Source organism: Blastococcus sp. SYSU DS0619, from assembly GCF_054051035.1.
On sequence record NZ_JBJHAM010000033.1, the window covers coordinates 1 to 18,299 of the forward strand.

The following is an 18,299-nucleotide window of genomic DNA, read 5'->3' on the forward strand; positions in this document are numbered from 1 at the left end:
CGCACCACGAACATAAGAACAACCAAAAACACCCCCACCCGCCCCCCCCCCCCCCCCCCCCCCCCCCCCCCCCCCCCCCCCCCCCCCCCCCCCCCCCCCCCCCGGGCCCGTGGTGACCGGCGGCCGCCGGTCAGGTGTGCGTCAGGCGTTCGCGCGGCGCCGGGAGGCGACGAGCAGGCCACCGCCGAGGAGCAGCGCAGCAGCACCGCCGGCCAGCGGCAGCGCGACATCGGCACCGGTGGAGGCGAGGCCCGCATCGCGGATCTGCGTCACCGTGCCGGCGCCGGCCGCGTCGACCGTGACGTCGATGACCAGGTTGCGCACGTTGCCGAACTGGTCGACGCCCGTGGCGACCAGGTGGTGCGTGCCCACGGCCAGGTCCTCGGGCAGCGTCACCGTGGCGGTGAACGTGCCGTCCGGGCCGGCGATGACCGACCCCAGGGAGATCGGCGTCGAGTACACGATGAGCTCGACCGTCGACCCCGGGAGGAAGCCGCTGCCGGTCAGCACCAGCTTCTCGCCCGCCTTCGCGCTCTCGATCGGGCCGTTCGCGCCCCGGAGATCACCGTCGTCCTGCGTCGGGACGGCCGCCGGCTTCTGCACCGCGGGAACGACGTCGGAGACCACGGCCACGCCGTCACCCAGGCCCTCGGCGCTCACGCCGACCACCATGACCGAGTAGGGCTGGCCGGCCACGACCGGCAGCACGCACTCGGTGACGGCCGGACCGGTGGCGCAGCTGACCAGGCCGGCGTCCGACTGCGGGTCCTCGCCCGGGAGGGCGTGGACCTCGTAGCCCGTGAGGCCGACCGCCCCGACGGGGGCCTTCCAGGTCACCTTGAGAGCGCCGGGCCGGACCGCGACCGCCAGGTCCTCGGGCGCGGGCAGCACGTAGCGCGGGGTGGCGGTCGCGCTGTTGCTGGCCGCGCTCGCCAGCTCACCCGCCGTTCCGCCGATCGCCCGGAGCTCCACGGTGTAGGTGGTCCCGTTGGTGAGGCCGGTGATGGCCGCCTTCCACCAGTCCCCCGTCACGATGCTGGCGGACAGGGAGGTCCAGGCCCCACCGTTGAGCCGGTACTCGAAGCCGGTCGCCGCGGGAGCGCCCGAGGGCGAGCCGCCGAAGAAGTTGAGCTCGATGCCCTTGTCGAGGGGCAGCGCGTAGCTGAGGTGCGGGGCGTCGGGCACCGACGGCGGGGCCACGACCGGCGCCGCGGGGGTGCCGGTCACCGCTACGCTGGGGAGGCCCGCACCGACGGCACTGGTGGCACGGAGCACGACCTGGTACGCGGTGCCGTTCGTGAGACCGGTCTGCGTGGCGCGCATGCCGGTGCTCTCCACGACGACGGCGAGCGAGCCGAAGCTGCTGCCGCCGTCGGTGCTGATCTCCCAGCCACTCGGATCGGCCATGGCGGCCCCGGGGTCGGCGCCCTGCTTGAAGGTGACGGTGAGCTGCCCGTCGCCGGCGACGATGGCGACGTCGGTCGGCGCAGACGGCGCCCCCGCCGGCAACCCGGACATCGGCGCGCTGGGGTCTCCCTGGAGCGCCCCGGCGGTGCCGCGGACGCGTACCTGGTAGCCGGTGCCGTTGTCCAGGCCGGTGATGTCGCCGACGAGGTCGGCGCCATCCGGCGTCGCGCTGAACGGCGCCCAGGAGCTGCCGTCGTCGGTGCTGTACTCGTAGCCGGTGGCGTCGGGCCGGGCGGCGTCGACGGTCGGCGTGATCGTCACGATCAGGAACCCGTCGCGCCCCTCGACCGACTTCAGCGTCGGGGCGGCCGGCACGGCGGCAGCCTGCGGGGTGCCGGTCACCGCCGCCGTGGCGGTGCCAGGGCCGGCCACGCTGGTCGCGCGGACGACGACGTCGTACGTCTGACCGTTCACGAGCCCGCTGATGTCCCGGCTCAGGACGCCGCCGACGTCGGTGAAGTCCGCGGGGGAGTAGGCGACCCAGGTCGCGCCGTTGTCGGTGCTGATCTCCCAGCCGTCGACATCGGACATCTCGGCGCCTGCGTCGGCGGCCGGCGTGAAGGACACGGAGAGGAGACCGTCGCCCGGGTCGACGGTGAGGCCGGTGGGCGCGGCCGGCACGTCGCACGGCACGCCGGTGCCGGTGATGGTGCCGTCGCCGGTGGCGGTGGCCGTCGCACTCGCCTGCGCTCCGTCCAGCGCGACGGTGGCCGCGGTGTTGAAGTCGCCGCCACCGCCCGCGCCGCCGGGGATCGACGTCGTGTCAGCCATGGCCCCGGGGGCGCCGTCGCCGCCGAAGGCGTAGAGGAACAGCGCGGGCGCGTTCCCTGCGGTGTAGACCGCCGATGCCGCACCGCCCCCGCCGGCACCCGTGCCGCCGGTGTCGGCCGTGCCGCCATCGGCACCCGCCTCCGCGGGGTCGGTGGAACCGTTGAGGCCGCCGGCGCCGCCGGCCTCGAGCACCGCGGCTCCACCAGCGGCGCCCGGGAACAGGTCGAAGGAAGCCCCTTCGGCGACCGGCGTGTTCACGACCAGGAGGCCGCCGAACGCGCCGCCTCCACCGGAGCCGCCCTGGAGCTTCCAGTCGACGGAACAGATGCCCGGCGGGATGACGCCGGTCGGGCCGGCGAGGGTGGCCGACCAGGTCGGCGTCGGCGCGGCCTGGGCGACGCCCGCGAGGGCGAAGACCGAGCTGGACAGCCCGACGGCGGTGACCGCCAATACGGCCCGGGCCCGCTGGCCTGGGGCAGGTGTACGCACGCGCGTCTCCTCGTTGGAGTGAGCCCGGACGGCCGGGCGAGAAAGCCCCGGTGCGGGGCGCTCCGGAACGAAACCACGCGGTTCTGGGCACACGTTGCCAACAGGACGAGTGTTGCGGGACGTTACCTAGTCGTGATTGCTCAAGGAAGCCACTGCTATGGACACATGATGCTCGTCAAGTGCTTGATACCTGTTCTCCCTGGGCAAAAGCTGCCAGCGGTGCAGAGCGACATCAGCACCCCGTCTGGCCTTCGGCGGCCAGGCCGTTGCGTCAGCGCACCTGGACGCCGGAGATGGTCCGCGCGATGACCAGCCGCTGGATCTCCGAGGTGCCCTCGAAGATGGTGTAGATCTTCGCGTCGCGGGCCATCCGCTCGACCGGGTACTCGCGGGTGTAGCCGTTGCCGCCCAGGATCTGCATGGCCTTCTCGGTGACCCGGACGGCGGTCTCGCCGGCGAACAGCTTCGACATCGAGCCCTCGGCGGCGGTGAACTGCTGGCCGTTCCGCGCCATCCACGCAGCCCGCCAGACCAGCAGCCGGGCGGCGTCGATGGAGGTCTTCATGTCGGCGAGCAGGAACGCGATCGCCTGGTTCTCGATGATCGGCCGACCGAACTGCACCCGCTGCTTGGCGTACTCCAGCGCGTAGTCGTAGGCGGCCCGCGCCACCCCGACCGCCTGCGCGCCGACCGCCGGGCGAGTGCGCTCGAAGGTGGCCATCGACGGCTGGGTGCGGCCGCTCCTGACACCCTCGCGGGCACGCGCGAGGCGCTCCTCGAGCTTCTCCCGGCCGCCGAGCAGGCAGTCGCCGGGGAGGCGGCAGCCGTCGAGCACGACCTCGGCGGTGTGCGAGGCGCGGATGCCGTGCTTGAGGAACTTCTGCCCCTGTGAGATGCCCGGCGTGCCCGGCGGGACGACGAAGCTGGCGTGCCCGCGGGCCTTCAGCTCCGGGTCGACGACGGCGGTCACCACGTGGATGTCGGCGATCCCGCCGTTGGTCGCCCATGTCTTGGTGCCGGTGAGCACCCACTCGTCGGTCTTCTCGTCGTAGACCGCCCGGGTGCGCATCGCACCGACGTCGGAGCCGGCGTCCGGCTCGCTCGAGCAGAACGCCGCGACCTTCGGCTCGGCCTCCGTGCCGAACATGGCCGGGATCCACTGACCCACCTGCTCGTCGGTGCCGTTCGCGCGCACCGAGGCCGCCGCCAGCGTGGTGCCGACGATCGCCAGGCCGATGCCCGCGTCGCCCCAGAAGAGCTCCTCCATGGTGAGCGGGATGCCGAGGCCGGACTCGTCGAACCACTGGGTGGCGAAGAAGTCCAGCGAGTACAGCCCGATCTTCGCGGCCTCCTGCAGGACCTCCCACGGGAACGCCTCCCGCTCGTCGTACTCGGCCGCCGCCGGGCGCACGACGCCCGCGGCGAACTCGTGCACCCACTTCTGCAGCTCGAGCTGGTCCTCGGTCAGGTCGAACGAGACGGCCATGGCGGCGGACTCCCTTATCGGAGGGGGCGGATCGTCGCGACGAGGTGCTCGGTGCCGCTCCTCGCGTTGCGGACGGCAGCATCCCAGCCGCCGTCGACCTGCGCGGTCGACAGGGTGACCGTCGACGGCAGGAACAGCGGCTTGCGGAACCCGACGTCGACGGAGAACGCCTCCGGCAGCCGGTTGGCCACCGACGCCAGCACGCGGGCCTTCACCCACATGCCGTGCGCGATCGCCCGCTTGAAACCGAACGCCTTCGCGGTCAGCCCCGACAGGTGGATCGGGTTCACGTCGCCGGAGACCTTCGCGTAGCGCCGGCCGGCGTCGCCGGGGATCCGCCAGGTGGCGGCCACCCGGTCCAGGTCCGCCACGACAACCGTCACATCGGATTCCGGAGCACCCGCGGGCGCCGTCGCGCCGCGGGCCAGGTACGTGGAGCGGCCGCGCCAGACCTCCGCCCCGCCGACCGACACCGAAGCGCACAGGTCCACGGTCGCCCCGCTGCGGTGGGTGGCGAACCGCTCGGCCCACACCTCGAGGTCGAGCACCTCGTCGGTGCGCACCGGGCGCAGCACGTCGATCCGGTTGCGCACGTGCACCAGCCCGGGCAGCGCCAGGGGGAAGGCGCGGTCGCTCATCAGCGCCAGCTGCAGCGGGAAGGTGAGCATGTGCGGGTAGGTGGGCGGCAGCGTGTCGGCGAGCGGGAACCGGCAGACCCGGGCGTACGCCGCCAGGTCCGCCGGGTCCACGGCCACGCCGGTGCGCGTCAGCCGGGTGGCGGGGAGTTCGCCACCCCGGCCGCGCGCGGTCAGCGCGGCCCGGGCGAACAGCGCCGCCATGTTCGGCGGCTGCTCCAGCTCGGTGGCAGCCACCTCAGGCCCCCAGCAGCGACTGGCCGCAGACCCGCACCGTCTGCCCGTTGACCCCCGCGCTGCCCGGCTGCGCGAGCCAGGCGATCGTCTCGGCGACGTCGACCGGCAGCCCGCCCTGCTGCAGCGAGTTGATCCGCGACCCGATCTCCCGGGTGCCGAACGGCATCTTGGCCGTCATCTCGGTGATGATGAACCCCGGCGCGACGGCGTTGATGGTGGCGCCCCGGCCGGCGAACTCCGGCGCCCAGGCCCGCACCATGCCGATGACGCCGGCCTTGCTCGCCGCGTAGTTGGTCTGGCCGCGGTTGCCCGCGATGCCCGACTGCGAGGAGACGCAGACGACGCGGGCGTCGTCCCGGAGCAGGCCCTCGGCGTCCAGCAGCGCCTGGGTGAGGTCGAGCTGCGCCTGCAGGTTGACCGCCATCACCGAGTTCCAGCGGGCGGCGTCCATGTTCACCAGCAGCTTGTCGCGGGTGATCCCGGCGTTGTGGACGACGACGTCCACCCCGCCGTGCCGCTCGCGCAGGTGGTCGACCAGCCGCTGCGGCGCGTCCTCGGCGGTGATGTCGAGCTGCAGCGCCGTCCCGCCGATCTCGTTGGCCACCTGGGCCAGGTTGTCGCCGGCCGCAGGGATGTCGACGGCGACGACGTGCGCGCCGTCCCGAGCCATGACCTTCGCGATCGCGGCCCCGATGCCGCGCGCGGCCCCGGTGACGACGGCGACCTTGCCGACCAGCGGCTTCGCGTCGTCCTCACCGGTGGGCACGCCGGCCGCCGAGAGGGTGAGCAGCTGCCCGTCGACGTACGCCGACCGGCCGGAGAGGAAGAACCGCAACGGGCTGGCCAGCGATCCCTCGGCGCCCTCGGGCACGTAGACCGCGTTCGCCGTCGACCCGTTCAGAAGCTCCTTGCCGATGGAGCGGACCAGTCCGTCCACCGCCTGCCGCGCCGCCGCCTGCGCCGGGGAGCCGGCGTCCGACGGCGGGTCGGCCAGGACCAGCACCCGGCCGGAGGCGCGCAGCCGCTTGATCGCCGGCGCCAGGAAGTCGTGCGCGCTGGCCAGGTCACCGGGCGAGGTCAGGCCGGTGGCGTCCAGGACGACGGCACCCAGCTTCTCGCCGTCGGTGCCGCCGTCGGCGGTGACCGGGGACTGCACGGTCACCCCGGCGTCCCGGAGGACCGCCGTGACCGTGTCCCGCAGCCGGCCCGCGCCGGCCGAACCGACCACCACCGGACCCGGCAGCAGCGGCTCCCCGGGCTCGTAGCGGCGCAGCTCGACCGGGCGCGGCAGGCCCAGCTGCTTGGTGATCGTGGTGCCGAAGCCGGAGTTGGCGAAGTTCGTGTACCAGTCAGCCACTGGAGGTCAACCTTTCCGCAGATGGAATGGGGACGTGCGCTCTGTCGCCGGGCCCGGGTCGACCCAGGTCGCGCAGGGTTGAGCCGCGTGCGCATCCGGCTCCACCCCGCCGCGCCCGGGTCGACCCGGCGGCGACTTTCGGGTCAGGACTCGAGGATGGCGACGACGCCCTGGCCGCCGGCAGCGCAGATGGAGATCAGGCCGCGCTTGCCCGGGCCGGCCTCGTGCAGCATCTTCGCCAGCGAGGCGACGATCCGGCCGCCGGTCGCGGCGAACGGGTGCCCGGCCGCCAGCGACGAGCCGTGGACGTTGAGCTTGGACCGGTCGATGGAGCCCAGCGGGGCGTCCAGGCCCAGCTTCTCCTTGCAGTACGCCGGGTCCTCCCAGGCCTTCATCGTGGCGAGCACCGTCGACGCGAACGCCTCGTGGATCTCGTAGAAGTCGAAGTCCTGCAGCGAGAGGCCGTTGCGCGCGAGCATCACCGGCACGGCGTACACCGGCGCCATGAGCAGGCCCTCGCCGCCGTGCACGTAGTCGACGGCGGCGGTCTGGGCGTCGACCAGGTGGGCCAGCACCGGCAGCCCCTTGGCCTGCGCCCACTCGTCGGAGGCGAGCAGCACCGCGGAGGCGCCGTCGGTGAGCGGGGTCGAGTTGCCCGCCGTCATCGTGGCGTCCGGGTCGCCCTTACCGAAGACCGGCTTGAGCGTCGCCAGCTTCTCCACGCTGGAGTCCGGGCGCAGGTTGTTGTCCCGGGCGAGGCCGAGGAACGGCGTCACCAGGTCGTCGAAGAAGCCCCGGTCGTAGGCGGCGGCCATGTTCCGGTGCGAGCGGACGGCGAGCTCGTCCTGCTCCTCCCGGCCGATCTGCCACTCCTTCGCGGTGATGGCCGCGTGGTCGCCCATCGCCAGGCCGGTGCGCGGCTCGGCGTTGCGCGGCATGTCCGGCACCAGCTGCCCGGGGCGGATCTTCGCCAGCGCCTTGAGCCGGTCGCCCACGGTCTTGGCGCTGTTCAGCGCGATGAGCACCCGGCGCAGGTCGTCGCTGACGGCGAGCGGGGCGTCGGAGGTGGTGTCCACGCCGCCGGCGATGCCGGACTCGATCTGCCCCAGGGCGATCTTGTTGGCGACCAGGACCGCCGCCTCCAGGCCGGTGCCGCAGGCCTGCTGGACGTCGTAGGCCGGCGTGGTGGGCGACAGCTTCGAGCCGAGCACCGCCTCGCGGGTCAGGTTGAAGTCACGGGCGTGCTTGAGGACGGCGCCGGCGACGACCTCGCCCACCGATTCGCCCTGCAGCCCGAACCGGGCCACCAGCCCGTCGAGCGTCGCGGTGAGCATGTCCTGGTTGGACGCCTGGGCGTACGCCGAGTTGGACCGCGCGAACGGGATCCGGTTCCCGCCGACGATCGCCGCCTTGCGGGTAGCCGGCTTCGCGTTCTCAGCCATGGGGACCTCCGGGGTCGGGTGGGTTGGCCGGTACCCACAGTACCCGGTACCGTGGGTGCCGTGAAACTCGAGGCGGTGCAGCCACCGCAGCAGACGCCGGCGGCCGGCTCCCGGGCGCCGGAGGACGCGGTCCCGCGCGACGGCGGCGGCCCGAGCCAGGCGCCGGCCCTGACGCCGGTCCGGGTCCCGGCGCGTCCGGCCGGGACGCGCGACCGGCGCGACTCCCGGTGGGACGAGCACCGCCGTGCCCGGCGCGCCGCGCTGGTCGACGCGGCCGTCGTCGCGGTCGGCCGGCACGGCGCCGGTGTCGGCATGGACGAGATCGCCGCCGCGGCGGGGACCAGCAAGACCGTCGTCTACCGGCACTTCGCCGACCGCAACGACCTGCACGTCGCCGTCTGCACCCGGGTGGCCGAGCAGCTCCTGCCCACCCTCCGCGCGGCGATGCGCAGCTCCGACCAGCCGCGCGACATGCTCGGGGCCGCCATCGAGGCCTACCTGGCCTTCCTGGAGGCCGACCCCGAGCTCTACCGCTTCGTCGTCCACGGCCAGTCCGGCACGGCCGAGGCCGACGACCCGATCACCGGCCTGTCCGACCTCGTCGGCGACCAGGCGGCCGCGATCCTGGCCCCGGCGCTGGACCGGGCCGGCCGCGACCCGGTCGCCGCCGCGCCCTGGGGCCACGCCGTCGTGGGCCTGGTCCGCGCCGCCGCCGACTGGTGGCTGCGCGCCGGCCGCCCGATGCCGCGCCAGGACCTCGCCGCGCACCTCACCGAACTCGCCTGGGCCGGACTCTCCGGCGTCGTGACCACCGAACCCCGCCCCACCACCGAAGCAGCCAAGGAGGACCTGTGACGAGCACCCTGCCCCCCACGGTCGACCCGGCCGGCCTCCAGGAGGCCCTCGACGGCCGCTGGGCGCACGTCCGCCGCGACGCCCGCGAGAACCTGCACGACCCGGACATGCTGCCGGTCTACGGCGAGTCGATGGCCGAGGCCCGGGAGCGGGTCACCCGGATGGCCGCCAAGCTGGCGGAGTCCGGCCGGGTGACCTTCGGCTTCCCGAAGGAGTTCGGCGGCGAGGCCGACGCCGGCGGCTCGGTGGTCTCGATCGAGATGCTGGCCTTCACCGACCTGTCGCTCATGGTCAAGGCCGGCGTCCAGTGGGGGCTGTTCGGCGGCGCCGTCCAGCTGCTCGGCACGCGCCGGCACCACGAGGCCTTCCTGCGCGACATCATGAGCTTCGACCTGCCCGGCTGCTTCGCCATGACCGAGACCGGGCACGGCTCCGACGTCCAGCAGCTGCGCACGACGTGCACCTACGACCCCGCGACGCAGACCTTCGACCTGCACACCCCGCACGCGGCGGCGCGCAAGGACTACATCGGCAACGCCGCCAAGGACGGGCGGATGGCCGTCGTCTTCGCGCAGCTGATCAGCGGCGGGACGAACCACGGCGTGCACGCCTGGCTGGTGCCGATCCGGGACGCGGACGGCGCCCCGATGCCCGGCGTCACCATCGGCGACGACGGCCCCAAGGCCGGGCTGCTCGGCGTCGACAACGGGCGGCTCACCTTCGACCACGTCTCCGTGCCGCGCGACATGCTGCTCGACCGCTACGGCCAGGTCGCCGAGGACGGCACCTACACCTCGAGCATCGAGAACGAGACCCGCCGCTTCTTCACCATGCTCGGCACGCTCGTGCGCGGCCGGGTCAGCGTCGGCGGCTCGGCGTCGTCGGCCACCAAGCTGGCGCTCGACATCGCCGTCCGGTACGGCAACACCCGCCGCCAGTTCGCCGCCCCCGGCGAGGAGCGCGAGATCGTCATCAACGACTACCTCGTGCACCAGCGCAAGCTGCTGCCGGCGCTGGCCAAGACCTACGCGCTGCACTTCGCCCAGGCCGAGCTGGTCAGCACCATGCACGACGTCCAGACGGCGGTGCACGAGCACGGCCAGGAGATCGACGAGCAGGCCCAGCGGGAGCTGGAGTCGCGCGCCGCCGGGCTCAAGGTGGCCCAGACCTGGCACGCCACCCGCACCATCCAGATGTGCCGCGAGGCGTGCGGCGGTGCGGGCTACCTGCAGGAGAACCGGCTCCCGCACCTGAAGGCCGACACCGACGTCTTCACCACCTTCGAGGGCGACAACACCGTCCTGCTGCAGCTGGTCGCCAAGGGGCTGCTCACCGGCTACCGCGACAACTTCGGCTCGCTCGACGGCTGGGGCCGGGTCGGCTTCGTGGCCGACATGGTCCGCGAGACCGTGCTGGAGCGGACCGCGGCGCGCGCCCTCATCCAGCGGCTCGTCGACGCCGTCCCCGGCCGGGACGACGAGGTGCCGATGCTCGACCGCGGCTGGCAGGTGAAGCTGTTCGAGTTCCGCGAGAAGCACGCGCTCGAGGGCGCCATCCGGCGGCTGCGCAAGAACTCGTCCATCGAGGGCATGGCGCCGTTCGACATGTTCAACGACGTCCAGGACCACGTGCTCAAGGCGGCGCGCGCGCACATCGACCGGATCGTGCTCGAGGCCTTCGTCGAGGGCGTCGACCGCGCCACCGACCCCGACGTCGCGGCGCTGCTCGACAGCCTCTGCAACCTCTACGCGCTGTCGACGATCGAGGAGGACAAGGGCTGGTTCCTCGAGCACGGGCAGCTCTCCCCGGCGCGGGCCAAGGCGCTGACGGCGACGGTGAACGGGCTGGTGAAGGAGTTGCGGCCGCACATCACCACGCTGGTCGACGCATTCGCCATCCCGGCCGACTGGAAGGCCGCGGCCATCCTCGAGGAGGAGCCGGACCGGCAGGCGGCGATGGCCGCCCGGGACGCCGAGCTGCACGCGGCCACCGGGGCGGGGACCCCGGAGGCAACCGCGACCGACCTGGACGTCCCGCCCGGCCAGTAGCGGAAGGACCTCGTCCTCCCCACCCTGCACACGCTCAGGGCCGTCCCGCCCGGCTCGACCCGCGCCGAGCAGGGTGGAGCCGGGCGCGCACGCGGCTGCACCTGCCCTCGCGCGGGTCGACCCGGTAGGGACCCGGGACGAGGCCGTTCCAGGGCGTCACGCTGACCCGCGCCTCGCAGACTCGGCGCGGGTCAGCGCAGGCGGACGGCGAGGACGGCGACGTCGTCCTCGGCGTCGGGCAGGATCATCCGCTCGAGCACCCGGTCGCACACCTGGTCCAGCGGCAGCCCCGCGCACCCGCCGAGCACCTCGAGCAGCTGCTCGGTCCCGGAGTCGATGTCGCGGTCGCGCCGCTCCACCAGCCCGTCGGTGTACAGCAGCACCGTCGAGCCGGGGGCCAGGACGGCCACGTGGTCCTCCCGCACCGTCTCCGGAGCCACCCCGAGCAGCAGGTCGGCCTGCTTGCCGTCGAGCAGCACCACGCTGCCGTCGGAGGCCAGCAGCACCGGCGGCGGGTGACCGGCGTTGGCCCAGCGCAGCCGCATCCGGCCGGCCCCGCCGTCGGGCTCCGGCTCGAGGTGGGCGACCAGCGCGGTCGCCATGGTGTCCAGCGCCAGGCCCTGGACGGCCCGGTCGAGCTCGCTGAGCACCTCCGCCGGCGAGCCGCCGCTGGAGTAGCTGATCCCGCGCAGCAGGCCGCGGACCTGGCCCATCGCCGCGGCCGCGCGGGTGTCGTGGCCGACGACGTCGCCGATGGCGAGCACCGTCGTCCCGCCGCGCTGGAGGAACGCGTCGTACCAGTCGCCACCGATCTCGGCGCCCTCGGCGGCCGGCACGTAGCGGACGACGATCTCGCAGTGCTCCGGCTGCGGCGGCTCGGTGAGCATGCTGCGCTGCAGGGCGTCGGCCAGGTCGCGCTGCTGCTCGTACAGCCGCGCCTGGTGCAGCGCCAGACCGGCCCGCCGGCCGATCTCCACCGCGGTGTCCACCTCGGCCTCGCCCAGAGGCCCGCGGGACTCGCCGGTGAACAGCCCGAGGGCGCCCAGCCCCTGCCCGCGCGCGACGAGCGGCACGACCACGCCGGACGCCGCACCGAGCCGGGCGAACAGCTCCCGGGCGCCGGGATCGGGCAGGGCCCGGGTCACGTGCTCCCAGTCGATGGCCGGCAGCACCATCGGACGGCCGGTGGCCGTGACCCGCCGCGCGGCGGAGTCCTCGGTCATGACCGCGACCATCGCCCGGACGAACCCCTCGAGCTCCTCCTGCCGCGACGGGTCCCGGTGGCTGCTGGCCACCCCGTGCAGCCGGCCCTGCTCGTCGGTGACCACGATCCAGCACCAGTCGGCGAGCTCGGGCACGACCAGCTGGGCCAGCTGCCCGATCTGCTGGTCGATGCCCAGCGTGCCGGAGAGCACCCGGCCGGCGTCGGCGAGCAGCCGCAGGCGCTGGTTGGCCTGGGCCATCGCCGCCACCGCGGCGGCCCGCGCGGCATCGGCCTGCAGCCGCGAGACGCTCAGTGCGATCTGCGCGGCGAGCGCCTCGAGCACCTCGACGTCGTCACCGGCGAACTGGTGGTCGACGGTCCAGATGGCCAGGAACGCGCCCAGGACCCGTCCCTCGACCCGCAGCGGCAGCGCGGCCACCGAACGCAGACCCAGCAGGTCGGCGACCGGCGCGAGCGCGGGGAAGCGGGTCACCGCCTCGGCGTGGTCGCCGAGCAGCAGCCGGCGCCCGTGGCGGGCCACGTGCTGCGCCGGCAGCGCGTCGTCCAGGGGCAGCTCGACGCCGTCGCCGACGCCGACGTCCGGGTGCTCCTCCCGGACGGCCGCCAGCAGGTTGCCGGTCATGTGCAGGCGCAGCGGGCCACCGGGCGAGTCGAAGATGGCCAGGGCGCTGGACTGCGCGCCGAGCACCTGCGCCCCGCGCAGCACCACGTCGGCGAGCTGGTCCAGGCGGGCGGCGTTGGCCAGCTCGGCCGCCACCTCGGCGATGGCCGCGGCCCGCTGGACCGCGGTGAGCCGCTGCTGGGCCTGCGCGCGGGCATCGGTGGCATCCAGCACCGTGCCGAGGACCCGGACAGGTGCACCCGAGGCATCGGTCACCACCCGGCCGCGGGCGAGCACCCAGCGGACGGCGCCGTCGGACCGGTTCACCCGGAACTCGACCGTGTAGTCGCCGCGCTCCTCGACGGCGACCCGCATCGCTTCCTCGATGGCCGCGTGGTCGTCGGGGTGCACGTGCTGGGTCAGCACGACGTCCAGCGAGTCGAGGTCCACCGCGGCGTCCAGCCCGAACAGCGCCGCGCACCGCTCGTCCCAGTGGATCGTCCCGGTCCGCAGGTCGCGCTCCCAGATGCCCACCGAGCCGGCCTCCAGAGCCACCTCGAGCCAGGCGCGGGAGGTGCCGACCGCGGACTGCGCGGCGGAGAGCTCGAGCTCGGCGACGACGGAGGCGGCCAGCTGCTCGAGCAGCTCCACGGCGTCGTCGGACCAGTCCCGGGGCGCGGGGTCGTAGACGGCCAGCGCGCCCACCAGCTGTCCCGAGGCGGCCGACAGCGGCGCCCCCAGGTAGGACCGCACCTGCCCGGAGGTGACGGCGGGCAGTCCGGCCACCCGCTCGTCGTCGGCGGCGGAGGCGACGCACAGCGGGCCGCCCTGGCGCACGATGACCGCCGACAGGGCGCCGGTCAGCAGCGCCGGCCCGCCCACCACGCCGGCCGGCAGCCCGTACCCGCCGACGACGACGTCGTGGTCGGTGAACAGGGTGACCTTGGCGTGCGCGGCCCCCAGCAGCCGGGCGGCGAGGCCCGACAGCCGGTCGAAGGCGGCCGGGCCGGGGACCTCCAGCAGCAGTCGCCGGGCCGCGGCGATGCGCAGCGGATCGGTCAGCGGGTCGTCGTCCGGCGAGCCCGCGGGGACGGTGGAGGCAGACGTGGCCACGCACCCCTCCGCCCGGCTCCCGCGCCCGGTCCGGACGCACCCGACCACATGCTGGCACGCCCGGCCCCGCGGATCGGGAGCGACGTCCTTCGGGATCCGGCGCGCCGGGCGCGTCCCCCTGCGGGGTGAGGCCCCGGATCCCGGGTCAAGCTCCACGACGGACCGGCCGATCCCACCTCCATGCTCGGCACGCGCACGGTCCGCCTCCCGGACTGCCGGCCCCTGCTCGCCGACGCCGACGACCTGACCCTGGTCTTCCAGCCGATCGTCGATCTCGCGGCCGCGGCGATCGTGGGCTACGAGTCCCTGGCCCGGTTCCCCGGCACCGCCGGGCCCGACGTCTGGTTCGCCGCCGCCGCCGAGGCGGGCATCGCCGCCGAGCTCGAGGCCCTGGCCATCCACCGCGCCCTGGCCGCCGTCGACGGGCTGCCGCCCGGCACGTTCCTGACCGTCAACGTCAGCCCGCACCTGCTCGGCACCGACGCCGTCCAGGACGCCCTGTCCGCCCGGGCCGACCTGCACCGCGTGGTCGTCGAGCTCACCGAGCACACCCAGGTGGACGACCTGGCGTGCCTGCGCCGGCAGACCGACGCCCTGCGCGAGCGCGGCGCGCTGATCGCCGTCGACGACGCCGGCAGCGGCTACTCCGGGCTCCAGCAGCTGGCCGCCGTCCGCCCCCAGCTGGTCAAGCTCGACCGCGCCCTGGTCGCCGACGTGGACAGCGACCCCGTCCGCATGGCGCTGGCCGAGATGATCGGCGAGTTCGCCGGCCGCATCGACGCCTGGCTGCTGGCCGAGGGCGTGGAGACCCCGGCCGAGCTGGCCGCGTTCACCCGGCTCGGCGTCCCGCTGGCCCAGGGCTGGCTGCTCGGCCGCCCGGCTCCGGAGTTCCGGCCGCTCGACCCCGACGTCGAGCGGCTGGTGCGCACCCAGGTGGCCCGCGCCCGGCTGACCGACAGCGTGGCCAGCCTGCTCCGCCCGGTCCGGCAGTGCGTGCTCGGCGAGGAGCCGCCCGGCGTCCCCCCGGCCGTGCTGGTCGGCCCGCACGGCGAACCGGCCGCCCTGCTGCTCGGCGACCCGCGGACCGGGGAGGTCTACACCTCCCCCGTCTCCCTGCGGGTCCACCCGTCGACCGGCATCGACGACACCCTCCGGCGGGCGCTCACCCGCCCGCCGGCCCAGCGGTTCGACCCCGTCGTCTGCACCGACCCGACCGGCGACGTCCTCGGCCTGCTGCGCGTCGAGGACCTCGCGACGGCGACCCGCGCGAGCTGATCTCCCCCTCCGACCGTCACCCGACCGGGTGACAGCACCTACCCGACCAGGAGCACCTCCTCATCGTGAAGAGCTTCCACTGCGGCGACATCGTCCCCGGCTGCGAGGCGACGTTCTCCGCCGCCGACGAGGCCGGCATCCTCGTCCAGACCCGCCGGCACGCCGTCCAGGCGCACGGGGCCGCCGAACCCGGCTCGGACTCCGACGTGCTGGTCCTCCCGGAGATCCGCACGGTCTGAGCGCGGGCCGCGCCCCCGGCGGACCCCGGCTACGCGGAGGCGTCGGTGAGGCGCTGCCGCTCGTCGTCGGCGAGCACCAGGTCCTGCATCGGCAGCAGGTCGGCGAGCTGGTCCACGGTCCGCGCGCTGGCGATCGGTGCGACGACGGCCGGCTGGTCGGCCAGCCAGCGCAGCGCCACCGCCGCCATCGGCACCCCGCGCCCGTCGGCGACCTCGGCGAGGGCGGCCAGCACCCGGTCGCCGCGCTCCCCGCGGTAGGCCGACGCCTTCTCGGCCCGCACCGACTCGATCCGCTCCCCCGCCCGGTACTTGCCGGTGAGGAAGCCCTTGGCCAGGCCGTAGTAGGGCAGCACGCCCAGCCCGCGGTCGAGGGCCACGTCGCGCAGCTCGTCCTCGAAGACCGGCCGCTCCAGCAGGTTGTAGTGCGTCTGCAGCGCGGCGTAGCGCGCCGTCCCGGCCTGCTCGGCGGTGTCCAGCGCCGCGACCAGCCGCGCCGCGGAGTAGTTCGACGCGGCCACGTACCGCACGGTGCCGGCCTGCACGAGCTCGTCGAAGGCCCGCAGGGTCTCCTCCAGCGGCGTCGTCGCGTCGTCGTAGTGCGCGTAGTAGACGTCGATGACGTCGGTCCCGAGGTTGCGCAGCGACCGCTCCACCGCCGCCCGGATCTCCGCGGCCGCCAGCGGGTGCTCCTTCTGACCCCGGGAGGCCTTGGTGGCGACGACGACCCGGTCGCGGACACCGCGGTCGGCCATCCAGGCGCCGAGGATCCGCTCGGACTCGCCGTCGCCGTAGGACTCGGCGGTGTCGACGAACGGCCGCACGGTGCCCGGCGTCGCGTCGAGGTACCGGTCCAGCACCGCGTAGGACGTCGGCTCGTCGGCCGACCAGCCGAAGACGTTGCCGCCCAGGCAGAGATCGCTCACGGTCAGATCGGTTCCCGGCAGCTGCGGCACGAGGTCCACGCTAGGCGCGTCGGCACGGCTCCGCGCGGGGCCCGGACCCGCTCCGTCGCACGTCCGGGACTGCTGTGACCGACGTGTCACCTGCGGGCTTCCCGGCACCCCCCGCTGGCCAGACCGGCGGGCGGCATGACACCGTGCCCCCGGCCCGGACTCCCGCGAGACCGGGCGCCTCGTGCCCGCGCCACCCGCGCGGACATCGGGGAACCCCGCCCGCGCTCCGCGCGTCAGGGGGAAGGAGCCGGCTGCGTACCGAGATCACGGTCCGCACCACCGCCTATGGAAGGAAGCACATGAACAAGGCCGAACTGGTTTCCGCCATCGCCAAGCGCGCCGACGTCCCGGCCTCGACCGTGGACTCGGTCCTCGCCGGCCTGCAGGACGAGCTCGTCGACGCCATCACCCGCGGGGAGAAGGTCGCCGTCTCGGGTCTCCTCACCGTCGAGCGCACCCAGCGCTCCGCCCGCAGCGGCCGCAACCCGCAGACCGGCGAGACCATCGACATCCCCGCGGCCAACACCGTCAAGGTGACCGCCGGCTCGAACCTCAAGAAGGCCGCCAGCTCCGTCCCGGTCTGAGCGCAGGCCGGTCCGCCGCCGGGCGGACGCCGCGACCCCCGTGTGTCCGGGCTCACAACGACGTGAGTCAGGATGCCGGTCGAGGCGTCGCCCGGCGGCGGACGGCGCCCGGGACCCGGAGGTGCGCGTGAGCGACGAACTGCAGGTGGGCATCGACCCGGCCGAGGTGGGCATGGACCCCACCCGCCTGGGACGCATCGATCACCGGCTCGCCCGCTACGTCGAGGACGGCCAGCTGCCGGGCTTCCTGGTCACGGTCGCCCGCCGCGGCGAGCTGGTGCACGTCGGGCGCTACGGCTCCCGCGACGTGGAGAACGGCCGCCCCGTCGAGCTGGACACCCGGTGGCGCATCTTCTCGATGACGAAACCGGTCACCTCGGTGGCGGCGATGATGCTGTACGAGGAGGGGGCCTTCCAGCTCACCGACCCGATCGCGCGGTGGCTGCCGGAGTTCGCCGAGACCCGGGTGTACGTGGCCGGCTCGGCGATGAAGCCGGTGACCAGCCCGCAGGTCGAGCCCATCCGGGTGCAGCACCTGCTGACGCACATGTCCGGGCTCACCTACGGCTTCCACCACGCGCACCCCGTCGACGCCATGTACCGCGCCATGGGCCACGAGTGGGGCACGCCGCCGGGCGCCGACTCCGCCGAGGTGTGCCGGCAGTGGGCCTCCGTGCCCCTGGTCTTCCAGCCGGGCAGCGAGTGGAACTACGGCGTCTCCACCGACGTGCTGGGCCGGCTGGTGGAGGTCCTCTCCGGGCAGTCGCTCGACGAGTTCTTCGAACAACGCATCTTCGCGCCCCTCGGCATGACCGAGACGTCGTTCGGGCTGCGTCCCGAGGACGACCCCGACACCCTGGCCCGGCTCTACGCCGCCACCCCCGGGCAGCCCGGCGGTGCCGCGACCGGCTTCGCGCCGCTCGACGCCATGGGGCAGGCGGCGCTGAGCAAGCCCGCCTTCCTGTCCGGCGGCGGTGGGCTGGTCTCGACCGCCGGGGACTACCTGCGCTTCCTGGAGATGCTCCGCCGCGGCGGGGCGCACGACGGCGGCCGGCTGCTCGGGCCGCGCACGCTGGCGCACATGGTCGGCAACCACCTCCCGGGTGGGCAGGACCTGGAGACCTTCGGCCGGCCGCTGTTCGCCGAGACGCCGCTGCGCGGGGTGGGCTTCGGCCTCGGGTTCTCGATGGTGATCGACCCGGCGCGCTACGGCGTCGTCTCCAGCGTCGGCGACTACAGCTGGGGCGGGGCGGCGTCGACGGCGTTCTACGTGGACCCGGTCGAGGACGTGACCGTCAGCTTCTACACGCAGCTGCTGCCCTCGAGCACGCTGCCGATCCGCAACTACCTGCGCCAGCTGGTCAACCAGGCCATCGTCGACTGACCCCACCGCCGGAACGATCAGGTCTCCTGATCGTTCGTGGTCCTGGGGGGGGGGGGGGGGGGGGGGGGGGGGGGGGGGGGGGGGGGGGGGGGGGGGGGGGGGGGGGGGGGGGGGGGGGGGGGGGGGGGGGGGGGGGGG

The 18,299-nt window shown here is 74.4% G+C and carries 13 protein-coding genes; 6 read left to right on the plus strand and 7 right to left on the minus strand.

Annotated features, from left to right (window positions below; genetic code table 11):
* Positions 1-141: 141 nt before the first annotated feature.
* The 5 genes from ACI79T_RS20530 to ACI79T_RS20550 all read right to left on the minus strand — a co-directional run bounded on the left by ACI79T_RS20530 (position 142) and on the right by ACI79T_RS20550 (position 7,884).
* On the minus strand, positions 142-2,727 hold the full coding sequence (locus ACI79T_RS20530) for a hypothetical protein (protein ID WP_456611944.1): 2,586 nt from the start codon (positions 2,725-2,727) through the stop codon (positions 142-144).
* A 271-nt stretch (positions 2,728-2,998) separates the two neighbouring features.
* A complete protein-coding gene (locus tag ACI79T_RS20535) occupies positions 2,999-4,213 on the minus strand; it encodes an acyl-CoA dehydrogenase family protein (protein WP_456611945.1) in 1,215 nt (404 codons plus the stop codon).
* A gap of 14 nt (positions 4,214-4,227) precedes the next feature.
* The gene (locus tag ACI79T_RS20540) at positions 4,228-5,085 is read right to left on the minus strand and encodes a MaoC family dehydratase (protein WP_456611946.1); all 858 of its coding nucleotides are present in this window, start codon (positions 5,083-5,085) and stop codon (positions 4,228-4,230) included.
* A 1-nt stretch (position 5,086) separates the two neighbouring features.
* Positions 5,087-6,442, minus strand: coding sequence for a 3-oxoacyl-ACP reductase (locus ACI79T_RS20545; RefSeq protein ID WP_456611947.1), 1,356 nt, complete (start codon positions 6,440-6,442; stop codon positions 5,087-5,089).
* 143 nt (positions 6,443-6,585) lie between these two features.
* Entirely contained in the window at positions 6,586-7,884 is a 1,299-nt protein-coding gene (locus ACI79T_RS20550; protein ID WP_456611948.1) for an acetyl-CoA C-acetyltransferase, read from the minus strand.
* A 60-nt stretch (positions 7,885-7,944) separates the two neighbouring features.
* Between ACI79T_RS20550 and ACI79T_RS20555 the strand changes: the two genes are divergently transcribed.
* Entirely contained in the window at positions 7,945-8,739 is a 795-nt protein-coding gene (locus tag ACI79T_RS20555; protein ID WP_456611949.1) for a TetR family transcriptional regulator, read from the plus strand.
* Positions 8,736-10,787, plus strand: a complete 2,052-nt coding sequence (locus tag ACI79T_RS20560) for an acyl-CoA dehydrogenase family protein (RefSeq protein WP_456611950.1) — start codon at positions 8,736-8,738, stop codon at positions 10,785-10,787. The genes ACI79T_RS20555 and ACI79T_RS20560 overlap by 4 nt, the downstream gene beginning before the upstream one ends.
* 191 nt (positions 10,788-10,978) lie before the next feature.
* Here ACI79T_RS20560 and ACI79T_RS20565 read toward each other — a convergent pair whose 3' ends face one another.
* The gene (locus tag ACI79T_RS20565; protein ID WP_456611951.1) at positions 10,979-13,726 is read right to left on the minus strand and encodes a SpoIIE family protein phosphatase; all 2,748 of its coding nucleotides are present in this window, start codon (positions 13,724-13,726) and stop codon (positions 10,979-10,981) included.
* A 180-nt stretch (positions 13,727-13,906) separates the two neighbouring features.
* Between ACI79T_RS20565 and ACI79T_RS20570 the strand changes: the two genes are divergently transcribed.
* Together ACI79T_RS20570 and ACI79T_RS20575 are read left to right on the plus strand one after the other, a co-directional pair.
* Positions 13,907-15,001, plus strand: coding sequence for an EAL domain-containing protein (locus tag ACI79T_RS20570; protein ID WP_456611952.1), 1,095 nt, complete (start codon positions 13,907-13,909; stop codon positions 14,999-15,001).
* A 65-nt stretch (positions 15,002-15,066) separates the two neighbouring features.
* On the plus strand, positions 15,067-15,240 hold the full coding sequence (locus ACI79T_RS20575; protein ID WP_456611953.1) for a DUF1059 domain-containing protein: 174 nt from the start codon (positions 15,067-15,069) through the stop codon (positions 15,238-15,240).
* Positions 15,241-15,269: 29 nt separating this feature from the next.
* Here the strand turns inward: ACI79T_RS20575 and ACI79T_RS20580 are convergent, their stop codons facing one another.
* On the minus strand, positions 15,270-16,193 hold the full coding sequence (locus tag ACI79T_RS20580; RefSeq protein WP_456611954.1) for an aldo/keto reductase: 924 nt from the start codon (positions 16,191-16,193) through the stop codon (positions 15,270-15,272).
* Between the two features lie 143 nt (positions 16,194-16,336).
* On the opposite strand from ACI79T_RS20580, the gene ACI79T_RS20585 reads away from it, so the two are divergent.
* Together ACI79T_RS20585 and ACI79T_RS20590 are read left to right on the plus strand one after the other, a co-directional pair.
* Entirely contained in the window at positions 16,337-16,777 is a 441-nt protein-coding gene (locus ACI79T_RS20585; protein WP_456611955.1) for an HU family DNA-binding protein, read from the plus strand.
* A 127-nt stretch (positions 16,778-16,904) separates the two neighbouring features.
* Complete coding sequence (locus ACI79T_RS20590; protein WP_456611956.1) at positions 16,905-18,161, plus strand: serine hydrolase domain-containing protein; 1,257 nt, start codon at positions 16,905-16,907, stop codon at positions 18,159-18,161.
* Positions 18,162-18,299: the final 138 nt, after the last annotated feature.